Genomic DNA, 14,293 nt, shown 5'->3' on the forward strand with positions numbered 1-14,293 from the left:
GCGTATCGCAGCCTGGTGGGCGCGTCCTTGCTGGCATGGCTACCTAAGGGCAGATGCCTGCGGATTAAAAGGGGCAATGATGCCCTAGCAACCAGCCTCTCTAGGCGTCAGAAGACGATAGGTCAGCGGGTGTGCGGACTACCCGGACAGTTTGTCCGGGTCGCGGAGACAACTCCAGTGTCCACTGGTTCACATGGCAACCAGAGGTGACGAATCTTCGGTGAATCACTCGGCTCCCGACCGCTGGGAAGCGTCGAGCACCAGCTGCTCAAGCTGCTCGACGCGCCGCTGGAGTGCCTCGAAGTCAGCCCGCAAAGTCGCGAGGTCTGAATCGTCGGTACCTGCGGCAGCGACGAACACGCCGACGCCTGGCGCGGATCGGAGAAGCCCCTCCGATTGGAGCGTCTCGATAGCGCGCCGGACGGTCATCAGGGCAACGCCGAAGGTTGACGCGAGCTTCGGTCCGGCCGGCAGCTTCTCGCCGGGCGTTAGCTCGCCGCTCGTGATCGCTTCGCGAATGCCGGACGCGACCTGGAGGTACGCCGGACCGGCAAGTTTGTCATCCAACTTCATACCCGAACGGTAGTCCGGGCTAGATCAGCTAGTCATGTCTACCCGCGAGGTGTTGTTGAGAACAACAGTCTAGTCTAGGCTAGACTAAACTAGAGTTGTTCGAGAGGAGAACGGAAATGCAGGAGTCCTACGAGGGCAAGCGTCAGTGGCTGAACGTCGCAGATGTGGCCGCAGAGCTGGGATGGCCGAGATGACTCTGTACCGGGCGATCGCCGCAGGGGAGTTCCCGGCCGTACGGATCGGGCGGCGTCTGGTCATCCCCGCCAGGGTCCTGGATCGCATGGGGGAGGCCGCCATCTCGACCGGACGTGTGGTTACGGCGGCCGAATTCTGTGGCGAAGCGTCGTGACCGCTACCACCAACCGCACCAGCGACGAGCAATCAACTTCGGACCGGCCCCGCACGGGCGCCAACCAGAACAGGGCCGGTTCTCCCATCACTCAGCTACGAGTTCGAGAGGTCTACAGCATGACTGACGCAGTACATGGCGGCACGGAGTGGGTGCCGCGATTCGGGATGTTGGAGGAGTTGCCGTCGGAGCACGCGGCGGTGATCCGGGGATTGTTCGAGTTGGCCGCGTCCGTGGCCGACCACCCCGAGCTGCCGGCGCCGGATGTCCGAGCCGTGTTTTTCCCCGCCTATGACCCGTTCGCGGACGAGGTGGCCAAGATGCATACGGGCGAGCAACTCTGCGGAGTCGTCGATCGGATCCGCATGGCGATGCACGATCTTCCATTCGCCGTTCTCGCGCCGGAAGATCGTCGTGCTGCGGAGCATGTACGGCGTCGGTTCGGAGCCGCCAACCGACGCGGTCGTCCGTTCGATCGCGAGCAGATATGCAAAGTCTTCGCCTACGCCGGCGGCAACCACTTCCCACTCGCACGAACTGCAGTTCGAGAAGTTCGACGCGAGCCTCTCGAACATCGGACCGACCTCGGCCCACCCGATCGGACTGAAAGCAGCGCCGAAGACGGTGACCGGATCGGTGTGGGACCACATCTCGAAGCGCGGACCGGCGTCGCCGTTGTGCAGCGCCGTCTCGGCCTCATGAATGCGCGGCATCATCTCGTCGAGGAATTGCTTGGTGTCGCTCATTGGTCCTCCTGGGTGATGCTCGGGTGGCGGCCGAGCCGGTGGAGCAGCTGAGCTTGTGGTGACGCGTTACGCGGAACGTCGCCGTCCGCCGGCGCGAACGCACGTTGCTGAGGGCCGAGATCAAGATCGGCTGTGTCTGCGAGGAGGAAGGCCACGACATCGTCAGCGAGGGTCTCGTCCGCGCCGATCGCCCGGGCGAGATCCCAGGCATGGATCGCGGCGTCGAGGATTCGCATCGACAACAGTTCGCGCCCGGTGCGATCGCCCCTCGCGTGATGTGCGATGCGTTCGAGCGCGCCGTCCTCGTGAAAGCACGCGACAACGCCGTCCGCCGTCGCGACAAACGACGCCAGCGCGTCGTCGCCAAGGTGATCAATGGTGCGCGTCGCTTCGACCTGTTCAGTCGGTGCGCCGCGTAATAACAGCTGGTAGCGAACGTTGCCACCGACGACGTGGTTGACAAGCGCGCGCACATCCCACTCGGTACATGGCGTTGGTCGCCGCCAGTCGTCGGGTCCGACGAATCGCAGCCGCTGTGCGAACTCGTCGTTGGCCGCCACGAGCAGTTCGAGAGGATCTCTCGTCGCGCTCACATCCGGATTGTGGCACCCGGCCGCCCGGCCGACAAGGGTGGCCTCACCAGGCGACGACCCCTCCGGAATGGCCGGGATCGATGTGCATGTCGCCCGGTTATCCATGCGTACGTGATTGGCGGATCGGGTCAAGAGACTGCATCTGCCCGCCGGCGCATTTGCCGGCGGGCATCTCAGCAGATGACGCACGGCTGAGGAAACCGACGCACTCCACCGACACGGGCCCCTCCAGGCGTAGCAGCCAACTCCAGTTCGGCTGGTCTTGACTCGAGTTGACTCGGATCGACGCCTCTTTGTTCCCACGGTGTTCCCACGCTGAACTGCTGATCGTTGGCCCAACTCGTGCAGCTCGGAGCGACTGAGATGAGGCTGACCCGTTACGCGTGGCGGACGAGATCTCGGCGGTGGCTTAAGGTCGCGTGAGCACCCTTCTTGCCGCCCTGGTCGTGCTCGGCTTCGCGGCTACCGGGTGCACCTATGGAGCGGCCGGCGCCGACCCGGCTGGGTCGACCCCGCACTTCTGCACCAGTCTTGCAAGGGCGGGACCGACATTTGTCTGCAGAACCCAAGGCTGAGCGTTGGAGACCGAATCGCACCGCTGACCGACGGACTAGAAGGTGGACGGACCTCGTCATCACGCCCCGCATCGCGCAACTCTGACCTACTGCAGTCCCGCTTGCTGTTGACTCTGGCTGAGATCAGAAGCCGGCGCTGGATTCCCAGAGAGATTCCCAGGAGCAGATCGGAGCGTTGGCGCGTCAGCGCTGTGTCAGCCGTGCGGGCGCCGAAGCAGTCGCTTGAATGACCCCCCGCGCAGGCCGAGTCTCGGCGGCGGACCGCCGGTTAGCCCTCGTCCTGCTCGCCGAGCTAGCTGGCTTCGCCTTTGGACCCGGCCCAGCCAGGCAGCCGCCGCACAGCACCGCCCTCGGTGAACTGTCCGCCCAGCCGGCCCGCTCAGCACCAGGCCCAGCGACCGGCTGGCGGGCCCGAAACAACGGCACCATAACCCTCATCAAAGCACCGGTGCCTACAGCACGCCTGCGCTCGTCGATCTCTGGCCGACTCCAGCACGCTCGGGAGACCTCTCTGAGTGTGTACTTCACCTGGAGTTCAGTCTCCGAACCAGTCCCCGGGCGCCATAGTCTGGCTCGTTCGATGCGGACCTGCGCTCACGCTACGCCGTGCTGCCGGCCAAGGTGAACAGGCGGACTGGCCGGCGGTCCCACGTACCCGGCAAACGACGGCCTACCGACGCACCAGTCACCGGCCCACACGGCCGACGCCGGTGGATCCGGGGTCAGGGGTATCTGGGCAGAGACGCCGGCAGTGAGGCGAGGGCGGTGGCTCTGCCCAGACGCTAGGGCCCCACCCCGAAGCGCACAAGCGCCCAACCAACTGATCATGGGAGACAAGTGGACGCCAGTGATAAGGAGACTGCAATGGCTTGGACGATCTTTAGATGCAATGACACCGGTCGAATCTGGCTGTGGGAGAAACCGAACGGACCCGGCGAGAAAGCCAATGTCGCTGATGGTCGACGTCACCTGATTCCTGACGAGAACACGCGACTCGCCCTATACGGCCAATACCCCGTGTACATCGTCCCATCTGAATCCAGGCTGGATCCCATTCCGGTGGGAGGGCCAAGGGGGCGTTGGCCGTACTCTGCCAATATCGACCCTTACGAGGCCGAGCGGTTCGAGCACCCCTGGCTAGGTGGGTTCTAGGCGAGCATCAGCTTTCTGCTCCCGAGACAAGTTTCTTCAAGAAGGGATGAAGTAATGAACTACGATGAACAGCGGCTCGAGTCTATGCGGGATGAGCAGCGCCGTGAACAGCAGCGCCAACTCGAGCGCGATGAGATTGCTCGCCAAGAGATGCGCCGGGCGAGCGAGGCGACCCGGTTCAACAAGGAGTTCGCCAATCGGTGCGCCAACAACGACGGTCCCGCAACCATTGGAGGACTATGTGCCTCGTGCCACGCGGCCGCTGTCGCCGCAGAGCGAGCCGGGGAAGGCCGGATGCCGGGACTTACCGAGCCGAGCGGCGATTGGCACGCGTTTCTGGAGAGACTCCCGATCCAGGACCATCATTTGGCATCTGACAAGTCGCGAACCGAGCGAACCACGATGTTCAAGGAAATCACGCGAAAATATGACCTTGAGTTAGATGGTGACTGGAATAAGGTGCCAATTCACCATCGCGGTCGCCATCCCGACGAGTATCACGCGTTCGTCCTTGGGACGATGCAATTCATCGACCAAGAAGCCAAAGGGGATCGCCGTCGATTTCTTCGGATGTACCACGAACTGGTCAAGGATACGGTCGTGGAGAATCCAGAGATGCTGCGCAAGAAGGCTTGGTACGAATAGGTGCTCGACGAGCACCTATTCATGAGGCGCCTTCGGTCCCCTCACGTGCTCACCTCGAAGGCGATCTCTAAGTAGGCATGTCGCTTCGCATCAACTCGACTAGTTCGCCCCGCGACTTAAGTCCAAGTCTTCGGTAAATTGCGCTCAGATGGAACTCCACGGTCTTCTGGCTGAGGAATAACGAGTTGGCGATCTGTCGGTTCGTTGCGCCGGATTCCACCGCCATCGCAACTTGGAACTCCTGTGGCGTGAGCAAATGCGACTTCAGTGTGACGCGGCCCAGCGTCACACTGCCGGTCGCCTCGAGTTCTTGGGCGGTCCGCCGAGCCCAAGGTGCTGCGCCGAGGTGAGAAAATACCTCCCAAGCGGCGGTCAGGTGTATCCGCGCGTCCTTCCGGCGCCGATGTCGACGAAGGCTCTCGCCAAAGCACAGCTGAGTCCTGGCCTTTTCGAAAGGTCGGGTGATGCCGCCGTCATGATGGTCCAGGGCCGCTATGTAGTGGTACTCCCACTGGCCGTCCTCGTCTACGAGGCCGAGACATCTCTCAAGGAGCGCATTGTTGAGTGCGATTGCGCCATCGTGGCACAGGCGACGCATCAGACTCAGCGTTGGGGCCGTGCCTGTTACTTGGTTAGTTCGCACCTGGGCTTCAATGAGTTCGGCCGCCCACTGCAGGTGGCCTAGTTCGAGAAGGCCGAGGCGCGCGGCCATCTCACCGCAATGCCTTAGTGGAGCAATGGCCTCGGCGGGATGGCCCACGCCGAGTTCCAGTAAGCCCAACATGCTATAGCTCTGGGCCTCGACGAATTGTGCGCCCATCTCACGGGCGAGGGCAACTGCAGTTTCGGCGTGTTCCCGGGCGGCGTGATCACCGCGCGCCGCCTCGATCATGGCCAATACTGCCAAGGCATTGGGGCGCTCGGTCTCTCTGTGCGTGTCCTCGGCTAAAGATAGGCCCTCTGAAGCCCCGGCGAGCGCTTGGTCCCAATTCCCGGACCTGAAGTCTGCTACCGCGCCGTGGGTCAGGGCGAACGGCAGCAATCCTATCGCGCCACGTAGGCGGGCTTCCTCGGTAGCACGCTTGAACAGTGGTAAGCAGGCGTCGAAGGCGTCAATAAACGTGTAACTAACCGCCAGGTAGATCAACTGCTCAAGTCCGCCCAGCGACAGGGTTGGCACATCGATGGCTGGTCGACATCTGTCGAGCAGCGGCAAAGCTCGTTTTCCATCGCCGCGCATCGCCTTGACTGCGCCGATCATCAGGTCGCTGATGGGTTGATATTCCGGTCCGATGTCCAACACAATGCTGCCAACCATCTGCGCATTTCGGGATGCAGCAACCATGTCTCCAGCGAACACTGCGGCGACTGTCGCGTCCACCGAAATCGACATTCCGAGCACCGAATTTTCGGGCCGCACCTTTACCGCCAGCGCGGCCAGTCGACTGGCCGCGCCGGAAGGCTTCCCAGACCATGTGTCGAGGCGGCCGGCCAAGTGGTCGATTGCGGTCATCTCTGCGGGTTCATCAATGGCATGTTCACGGGCTTGGTCGAGAAGTTCCGCGCAGCGGATGGACATCCCGCCGGTAAACGCCGAGTCTGCCGCCGCAAGCAGGCGTCGTAGGCGGTCTTGCCGAGAGGCGCTCAATGCGGCGGCCCGTTCGAACGTCAGGGCGGCCGCAACGTAACCGCCGCGAGCAGCGGCGGATGAAGCCAACTCCTCTAGCCGTGCGGCCGTCGGTTCATGCGTCCCGACGCATGCCCGCGCGAGGTGCCAGACGCGAGCCTCGTAGTCAACCGGCCTGACGGCTTCTACTAGCGCCTCGGCCGCCGCAAGGTGGGCAACGCGCCGGTCAGCCGGGGCGGCGATTTGGACGATCGCCGAACGGACCAGGGGATGCCGGAACTGCACCTTGTCATTATCGACCTTGATGAGTCCCGCGGTCTCCGCTTGTAGCAGGGCTGAAAGATCGATTGTGGCGGAGGCAAGCGCTCGGCTCACGAGGCGGATGTCCTGGTGATCAAGGACGGCGGCTATCAGGGTTGCTTGCCTCGCGGCCGGAGGCAGCTGCGAGACAGCCTTGCCGTACGCGCTCTCGAGTACACGGCCAACTGGGATCGGTTCCCGGTTGAGCAAGTAGGCGGCAAACTCCGACGGGAGCACGTACGTGGGTAGGTCGCGGAGTGCGAGCGGATTGCCACCAGTTGCGCGAACGAGGGACCTCGCGACGTCATCGCCGACCTCATAGCCCTGCTGCCGTAGTAGAGCCGCTGCGGCTGCGGGATCGAGACCCCCCAAAGCCATCACAGGGAGCTCTGGCTGGGGCTGCGGCAGATCGGGATCATCCCGGTACGTCAGCACTATCGCCACGGGGTCATGGCCTAGCCGCCGACCCGCAAACACAACTGCGGAGAGTGATGCGTGGTCGAACCAATGGGCGTCATCGATGAGCACGACCAGCGGGTTGTCGGACGCCGCCGCGGCCATCAGGTTCATCGTGCCCAGGTATGTGGGGAACACGCCGTCCGTGCCTTCCGAAGGCCCAGCTGCGACCGCTGCCGCGAGCGCCCGTGATTGCAAGTCGGGCAATGATTGGGCGAAGCGTGTGATGGGGCTCAGCAATTGGCTGAGGCCGGCATAAGAGATATCAGTCTCGCTCGGCGATCCGGTCGCACGAATGACCGTCAGGTCTTTCGTTTGACCGTCGACATAATCGAGGAGGGCAGACTTGCCGATGCCCGCAGGGCCGATCACGCATAGGCATCGGCCATGCCCTTGCCTGACGGCCCCGATGACGTGGTCCAAACTGGCACATGCATCTTCTCGACCAAAGAGCATGCTTCGCAGCATAGTCCTCACAGAGCTAAGGGCGTGGCTGAGGACTCCTCCAGGATTCGTGGGCGGCGTAGCGCCAATCGACGCCCGGGTAATCTTTCACTCTGTCGTCCGCAATAGGGCCGATGCCCGTTCCTTGGCAGATTGAGCCATCCGCAGCGCAGAGTCTCGCGCTGCACGACGCTGCTCCGGGGTCGGCTTGTGTCTTTTAGCCAACTTGATGGCCGCGGCGAAACCCGCGGCGACGATGGGCTCGACTGCTGAGCGCAGCCGCTCCTCGTCGGAAGGATCAGGCGACTCTCCCTTCCGCGCCCGGTTGGCCATGGTGGCGGCAGCAAGCATCGCTTGGCCGAACTGCGTGCCCAGATTTGGCTCACTGTCAGGGATGCCTACAGTCGATGCATCGCCCTGCGGTGAGGTGAATGGTCCGCTCATAGCGCTGTCCCTCCCGGTTGAGGCTCCTGTGGTTCAGGTCCTGTCGACCATCCTCGGTTGTGTGACGCCGTTCCGCTTCCGGGGTGCACCCTGGCCTGAGGGAACACTGCCTTGAATCGGCTGAGCGGCTTCATTCACATGTTGGAGGTCGACTGATGGCGCTCGCCGGACTTCCCCAGGAGTGCTCAATGAATTCCCCACCTGGGTGGTGGTGGCTCGGCGGAGTGTGTGGTTGCAGGCGTGGTGGCCGCGGAGTCTGTGGGAGTCGCCGTCGAGAACACGATTATCAGGTGCGCCTCGATGGAGTCGCGTTGATGGTGGAAGACGGGCCGGGCACGCAGATCGGTCTTGGCCATCCGGAAGGGCCGTTCCACCTGCCACAGGGCGTGGCAGGCGCTGATCACGGCCTCTCCCCAGCAGCCCGGCAACGGCTCTCCGCGCTGGAGCATCCAGGTAACTGAGCTAAGCCAAGTGGCACGACTCAAATCGGGTGAGCTGTACTCGCTGGTGCCTTCGTGCAAGGGCCCCCGACCCGCGAGCCGGACGACAGCGCTGGGAGTCGTTCGAGGCATTCAGGGTCTTCTTGGAGGAAGCCAGATGCCTAGCCGGGACTAAGCTTCGTTCCAACGCTTCGCCGTCCAACTGACTAGGTGGATCTCCTTGGAATAGGTGGCGACTTTGGCGGTGCGAAGTCGCTGCAGTTTCCCGCGCCCAGGCCCACAGATGCGACCGGTCGAATGATGGGACGGAGCGTTCAGTGCCAACGGGTCACACGCTGGCGATGTGCTGTGCGGAGGCATCGATCCCGCCGGTACTACGGTTGGCTGCGAGCTGGCGAGTCAGCAGCAGGTTATTCATCTCCGGAGCGCAAGACTCACGACGGAGTGATGGTCGTGGTCTGCTGCTGGGCCAGCCGTTGGAGTCTTGTGTCGGCGTCGGCTGCGGAGATCTCGGCAAGCCGTCATCTGACCTTCGCACTATTGTGTCGCGGCTTTCCGCCATCTTCTCGCGGCCCTCGCTGGAGCGGGCAACGAGCAGGCACTTGCGCTCGCGTAGTCGTTCGCTGACGGGTTCCGGTGACCACGGTAGTTGTCCGTCCACCGCGGCCGGGAAACGAGTGTCCCCGGGTGCCGGCATCGGCGACGTGCCGGTGCGACGCACGGTTTAGGAAACCGACGCACCCCACCGACATACGCCCCTCCACTCGTGTCTAGCCGACTCCTGTTCGGCCGATGACTCCATTTGACTCCGATCAACAGCTCTTTGTTCCCACGGTGTTCCCACGCTGAACTGCGGAGCGTGGCCGACCTCGCTGCTTTCGCGCTCGGCTGAGCTTTGCGGTTTCCGCGCCCTCGATCACGGTGCTCGGCGGGCGTCGGGTGGAGCTGTGGCGCCGGCAAGCAGTGGGACAGAGTGGCTGTGCCCACCACGCGACACAACGTCGACGTGCTTCGGAGATGCCGATAGCGCGTCGCCAATCGACCAGGGCTGCGGCGGTCGCATATAGCGGGCTCAAGCGTTAGCGTGTAGCGCAAGGAGCCAGTGGAGCGTGTGTAGTCCAGAGCGACGACTCAGTGGCCTACGTGCCCGAAGGCCGCCAGCGAGCCGCTGAATCGCTCCGCTGCCCTCAAAGCCGCAGACGGGGCCCGACGCTCCACGTTCCCGGACAGGGATCATGATCGAGTCCGGGGGTTGATGGCCCTCGGGTGACGGCCGGCTCGTTGCGGCGTGACTGCCAGCCAAGGCGAACTGCTCGAGCTGCTGCCGCCAACTACTCGAGCTTTGCGGGGCCCGATCGATCGCACCAACCGCAACCAGACCCGGGAAGCCGCCACGCTGGCGAGCCTGTGCTGGCGTGATGCACGCTGTAGAGATGGACTGGGCGCGGTCGGCGCCTAGAGTGCCGGTGAACCGTACCTCGGTCACGATCTGCCCGTGAATCGAGACAACTTCAAACTCTCGCTGGCGCCCTTGTGGTATGTCGCGTGCCGACGCATGGTCGAAGCAGGGATCAGCCAAGCGCAGGTCCAGTGCTCAGACGCGCTGCCGCGCCGATCCCAACAAAGGGGGCAGGAAGCAGGGCGGGGCCATGACAAAACGACCTTCACGACGTCTCAGGGATCCGAGACTCGCGCAGCCCCCACCACCTGCACCCCCGCCGCCCGATATCCGGTCGCCGCGATGGTGGTGGAACAGGTTTACTAAGGTCGTATTGAGCCTGGGTGCCCTGGCTACAGCTACCGGAGCGATTCTGTCGCTTTGGCCTTCGGCCAACCTCGAAGACGGTGCAAGGCTGACCCCGGTTAGCTTGAACCGCATGCCTATTAGCGAGTACCAGGTACGGTCCCAGTCATTGAAGCCCGCGGAAGGTGAACCTGGGGCTGCGGGTATTCCCAGCCAGCAATCAGCGCGGCTCACGATCGCACTCGTCGGCACCACCGCATCGGTACCGCCTCAACCGACTGTACCAACTCAGGCCAAGCCGCGCGTGGACTCACCATCGCCAAGCGAGTCATCGACGTCAATCGAGACAACAGAACCAGAGTCAACAAGCCCAAGCAATTCGCTAACGCCAACTAGCGTGCCGCCATCGAGCGACTCGCCACGGCCGAACTCGTCGCACAGTACAAGATTGAAGTTCGACAGCCATGCGGTCACGCACGAAATCCAGAAGCAGAGGTTGGTACCCAAAAGCAACGTTTGCTACGAGACCGACTGTTCACGGAGAGTCTTCAGCCAAAACGTTATAAGCGCTGCGATCGATGCTCAGGGCGAGACCGTGACACCCGCGCTGGCCGCGAAGCGGGTCGCCGCAATTTTGAAGCAGACACGGACCGTTAGAAGGCACGTTGACCACAAGGTTGAGCCACTCGGCGTGAGGGTCGTCGTGAACATAGAAATCCTCGGTATGCGGGGCCAACCACTACTACTGTCATGGTCCGTTCTGCAGCGGTCAGGCAATGTACCTCTACCCGATGACTGGCTAAGCAGCATCATTGGTTATCGCCTTCAGGCCACATCAGAGAGGGATACGGGGAGCGTGGACTTCTGGGTTCCGCTGCCCAAGTCACCGGGCGTGTACTTCGTCAGCATGACTCTCACAACCGCCGGCACGCCGCTCACATCTGCTGAGAGCAAAGACTTCGAGTGATTCTGGCGCAGCCAACGGGGTACTCGACCGCTGCTCGGCAATCCCCTGAAAGCGTAGAGACTTGAGTTTTGTCGTTCCGGTTGTGGGCCGGTGCCGTCACGCGCACTCGGCGCGTGACGCAAGGTTCAGGAAACCGACGCGCACCACCGACATACGCCACTCCAGACGTAACCAGCCATCACCAGTTCGGCCGATCTTGACTCCAGTTGATCCGGATCGACGCCCCTTCGTTCCCACGGTGTTCCCCCGCTGAACTGATCTGGGCGAGGTGCAAGCCTCCGAGCTACTCTGCTTCGTCCGTCGGGAGTTCATGTGGGCGAAGAGCCTATGCCGGGAGTCGCGCGAGGCGACGAAGGTGCCAGCGATCCCCGGGCCCGCGGTCCGGTGTCGGCCGAACGGATGACATTGTCGGCCGATCACCCGCTGTCGAGACTGGCCGCTGCGAAGCACGCTGTCTCTGAGAGGGTCATGGCGCCCGGCCAGATAGCGCCTCGGTGCCCACTGTGGCCTGAGCCGTCGATGAGCAGCGCTCGGACGAGAGGAAGGCTGTCCACATGTGGGCCAGACGGAAGCGCACGACAGTAATGGGCACGAGCGCGGCAGCGGCTAAGGCGCGCCCGTGATGGATTTCCCGAGGCTGAGCCGTCGGCGGCTGCGCCAGCGCCGATCCTACGCGCGCCGCAGACTACGCCTGCAGCTCACTCGGTTCCTAAGAATCAACTGGTGGCCGATCCTGGCGTTCGCCGGTGTGTGCGCGATCGCGACTATCCCGGTCACGTTGTTCCTGCGCGGGTACCTGCTTGGCGTCGCGCACGGCGCTGTGGCGACGTTCTTCGTCGCCGCCGTGGGACTCCTCTTCCTCGTCTACACCGGCTCGACGCGAGAGTTGTCCGGCGCATACGGGGAGGACAACACCCGCGAGGTCCTGCGGCGAGCTAGACGAAAGCGGTACATCTGGAGCTCGATCGACAACCTCGAGATTCAGAGCGGGGATGTGGATCACCTCGTCATTGCACCAGCCGGCATCTACGCCATCGACAGCAAGTGGCACGCCACGGATCTGACCGACGCCGTTCTCGACCGCGACGTTGCGACCGCCCGCGCCGCCGCGCGGCGAGCGAACCTCATTCTGCGGTCCATGCGTCTGCAGGCGCTCGAAGCGCAGCCGCTCGTGGTGGTCTGGGGCCGCGGGCAAGGCGATCTACCCGAGGCGGGATGTGTTGTAGACGGCGTACTGATCCTCAGAGGATCAGGCCTGCGCAATTGGTTGGCGCAGCGCTCCGCCGCAGTCATCAGCCAGGAAGACGCCAACGAGGTAATCACCAAGCTACGACAGTTCAAGGCCCGTGTAGATCCCACTCCTCCGCCATCCGCCAAGTAGGCAGAGCACACCAAGGATGGACGCGGCAACTAACTGTAAAGCCCGCGGGCCGCAAAAGCTGCTGTTTAGGCTGAGCCTCACGACAAGGAGAGATGCAATGACGAATCGCGCCCGTCCGAGTTTCCTAGACGCCTATCTCGTCGCTGAAATTCAATCGGAGCACCCGCGATTGGCGTTGTCCGTAGGGATCGGAATGTCTGGAGGATCCTGCGGTCCGGTGTCCGTGCTGACCAACAGCCACGCGACGCGTAAGGAAGCCGGCGCCTACTTGTTGGAGATGGAGCAGCGCGCCGACTGAGGCTCAGTCCCTGGCCTCCACAGCGGGGATGTGGTGGCGCGGTGGGACGTCGTCGCGTTGAGGGACAGCGCCGAATCCATCTGCATTCGAGCAGGCGAGGCACTCGTAATGAGACGAAGCGATCGACTGACCACGCCAGCGGATCCGTGACCGCGCCCGGCGTGCCCTTGCCGCTTGCGCACGTTCCGCCGCCGTCAGTTGATCCAGGGATTATGAGAGCCACGCCACTTGCCACACTGCCCAACTTGAGGCTGCGGTAGGTCGGATTCCGACCCCTCGAACTGACATAACCCACTCTGCTAGACGCGAGTTCATGGCACGAACCATGGCACGGCCGAGCGGTTCGAGCGCGCTTACCGCTACGCGGTATGCTCGGGAGCCACCAGACCGAGCTGGCCACCGTACCGACGGGACTGGAGGGTGGTGCTAACGGCGCGCAGTCCCCGCCCCGGTTCCAGGCCAGTCACAAGGCAGTAGCCGTAGCTTTGGGTGTCCTGCCAGGATTTCGCCATGCTCGTCACACTGACTCCTGGCGTCAACCGCGATCACGTCCTCGAACTGCTCCGTAAAGCCTCCGTTGAGATCACGAACAAGTACGGTGATCAGGACGGCTACGTGCGATGGGCGTTGGACACCGCCCGGACACTGCGCGGCCAGATCGCCCAGACCGACCTGGAACAGCTTCTGCTGACCCCGGCCTTCTACCGCCTGGTCGACCCGGTGATGATGGGTACGCCACAAGGCCTCTGGTTGCTCCAAGCCGAGATGTCCGATCGTCAGGCCCTGCTCGTGGCCGCGTTCGAGGCGCTCCAAGAACAGATCGGTACGTGGACCGCCGCGGCGGGCAAGGTCTTGTCGGTGGTGGACAGCAGCGTCTTCTTGTCCCACCCCGCATGGACTCAGGACGACGACCCGACCGCGGTGATCGCGAGCATCCCGTGGGCCGAGGAGCTCGGGGTCGGGTTCGAGGATGTCCTGCTTGTGCTTCCCGAGGTGGTGATTCGCGAATTGGACCGGCTCAAGGAGTCCGGGAACCAGAAGACGCGCTATCGGGCCTCGGTGACGCTTGCTGTGATCGACAAACTGCTGGACGACCCGTACGGCACGGTGCCGATCCGGCTCAAGGACGCCGACTGGGATGCGGTGGCGGCACGCGGAGAGATGCCTCGGGGTGGGATCGAGTTGCGGGTGTTCTACGACGATCCGGCGCACCGGCCGCTTTCGGATCCCGACGCCGAGGTCATTGATCGGGCGATGGCGGTACAGACTCTGGCCGGCGCTGAAGTCCGGTTGTTGACCATGGATACCGGGATGGGACTCAACGCCCGGCGCGCCAAGCTCCTGGTGAGGAAGCCCGCCAGGGCAATTGAGTCGCCGCCGCCCGAGGGCCAGTCGGCGCGAGCGCGCCGGCGCGCGGCGACGCAAGCAGCGGAGCCGGAGTCGCCCAAGTAGCGGAGCCACTCGCATGGTCACTTCCTGCAGGCGTTGCCACAGCATCCATACCAGGCGCGCCGGGCGGAACTGATCCCGCAAGTCCGCCGGCTGCCTCGGGCGAAACT

10 protein-coding genes are annotated in these 14,293 nt (G+C 63.5%); 5 read left to right on the top strand and 5 right to left on the bottom strand.

Annotation, left to right across the window (positions count from 1 at the left end):
• Positions 1-225 precede the first annotated feature (225 nt).
• On the bottom strand, positions 226-573 hold the full coding sequence (locus EV646_RS26335; protein ID WP_132153049.1) for a GntR family transcriptional regulator: 348 nt from the start codon (positions 571-573) through the stop codon (positions 226-228).
• A 190-nt stretch (positions 574-763) separates the two neighbouring features.
• On the opposite strand from EV646_RS26335, the gene EV646_RS26340 reads away from it, so the two are divergent.
• Positions 764-922 carry a MerR family transcriptional regulator gene (locus EV646_RS26340; protein WP_199237200.1) on the top strand — a complete coding sequence of 53 codons (159 nt, stop codon included), beginning with the start codon at positions 764-766 and terminating at the stop codon, positions 920-922.
• Positions 923-1,017: 95 nt separating this feature from the next.
• On the opposite strand, the gene EV646_RS26345 is transcribed toward EV646_RS26340, so the two are convergent.
• Positions 1,018-1,668: a YybH family protein gene (locus EV646_RS26345; protein WP_132153051.1), complete on the bottom strand. Its 651-nt coding sequence runs from the start codon at positions 1,666-1,668 to the stop codon at positions 1,018-1,020.
• Complete coding sequence (locus EV646_RS26350) at positions 1,665-2,228, bottom strand: TIGR03086 family metal-binding protein (RefSeq protein ID WP_158291018.1); 564 nt, start codon at positions 2,226-2,228, stop codon at positions 1,665-1,667. The genes EV646_RS26345 and EV646_RS26350 overlap by 4 nt, the downstream gene beginning before the upstream one ends.
• 1,814 nt (positions 2,229-4,042) lie before the next feature.
• Between EV646_RS26350 and EV646_RS39525 the strand changes: the two genes are divergently transcribed.
• Positions 4,043-4,633 (top strand): AHH domain-containing protein, encoded by a 591-nt coding sequence (locus EV646_RS39525; RefSeq protein WP_199237201.1) that lies wholly within the window; start codon positions 4,043-4,045, stop codon positions 4,631-4,633.
• A 67-nt stretch (positions 4,634-4,700) separates the two neighbouring features.
• Here the strand turns inward: EV646_RS39525 and EV646_RS26360 are convergent, their stop codons facing one another.
• Positions 4,701-7,472 (bottom strand): helix-turn-helix transcriptional regulator, encoded by a 2,772-nt coding sequence (locus EV646_RS26360; RefSeq protein ID WP_158291019.1) that lies wholly within the window; start codon positions 7,470-7,472, stop codon positions 4,701-4,703.
• A 96-nt stretch (positions 7,473-7,568) separates the two neighbouring features.
• A complete protein-coding gene (locus tag EV646_RS26365) occupies positions 7,569-7,904 on the bottom strand; it encodes a hypothetical protein (protein WP_132153058.1) in 336 nt (111 codons plus the stop codon).
• 2,632 nt (positions 7,905-10,536) lie between these two features.
• Here EV646_RS26365 and EV646_RS26375 point away from each other — a divergent pair.
• The 3 genes from EV646_RS26375 (at position 10,537) to EV646_RS26385 (ending at position 14,186) form a co-directional block, all read left to right on the top strand.
• The gene (locus tag EV646_RS26375) at positions 10,537-11,055 is read left to right on the top strand and encodes a hypothetical protein (RefSeq protein WP_132153062.1); all 519 of its coding nucleotides are present in this window, start codon (positions 10,537-10,539) and stop codon (positions 11,053-11,055) included.
• A 622-nt stretch (positions 11,056-11,677) separates the two neighbouring features.
• A complete protein-coding gene (locus EV646_RS26380) occupies positions 11,678-12,436 on the top strand; it encodes a nuclease-related domain-containing protein (protein WP_132153064.1) in 759 nt (252 codons plus the stop codon).
• Positions 12,437-13,244: 808 nt separating this feature from the next.
• Positions 13,245-14,186, top strand: a complete 942-nt coding sequence (locus EV646_RS26385) for a PIN domain-containing protein (protein ID WP_132153066.1) — start codon at positions 13,245-13,247, stop codon at positions 14,184-14,186.
• Positions 14,187-14,293: the final 107 nt, after the last annotated feature.

Source organism: Kribbella antiqua (genome assembly GCF_004345665.1).
In the GTDB taxonomy this organism is placed as follows: Bacteria; Actinomycetota; Actinomycetes; order Propionibacteriales; family Kribbellaceae; genus Kribbella; species Kribbella antiqua.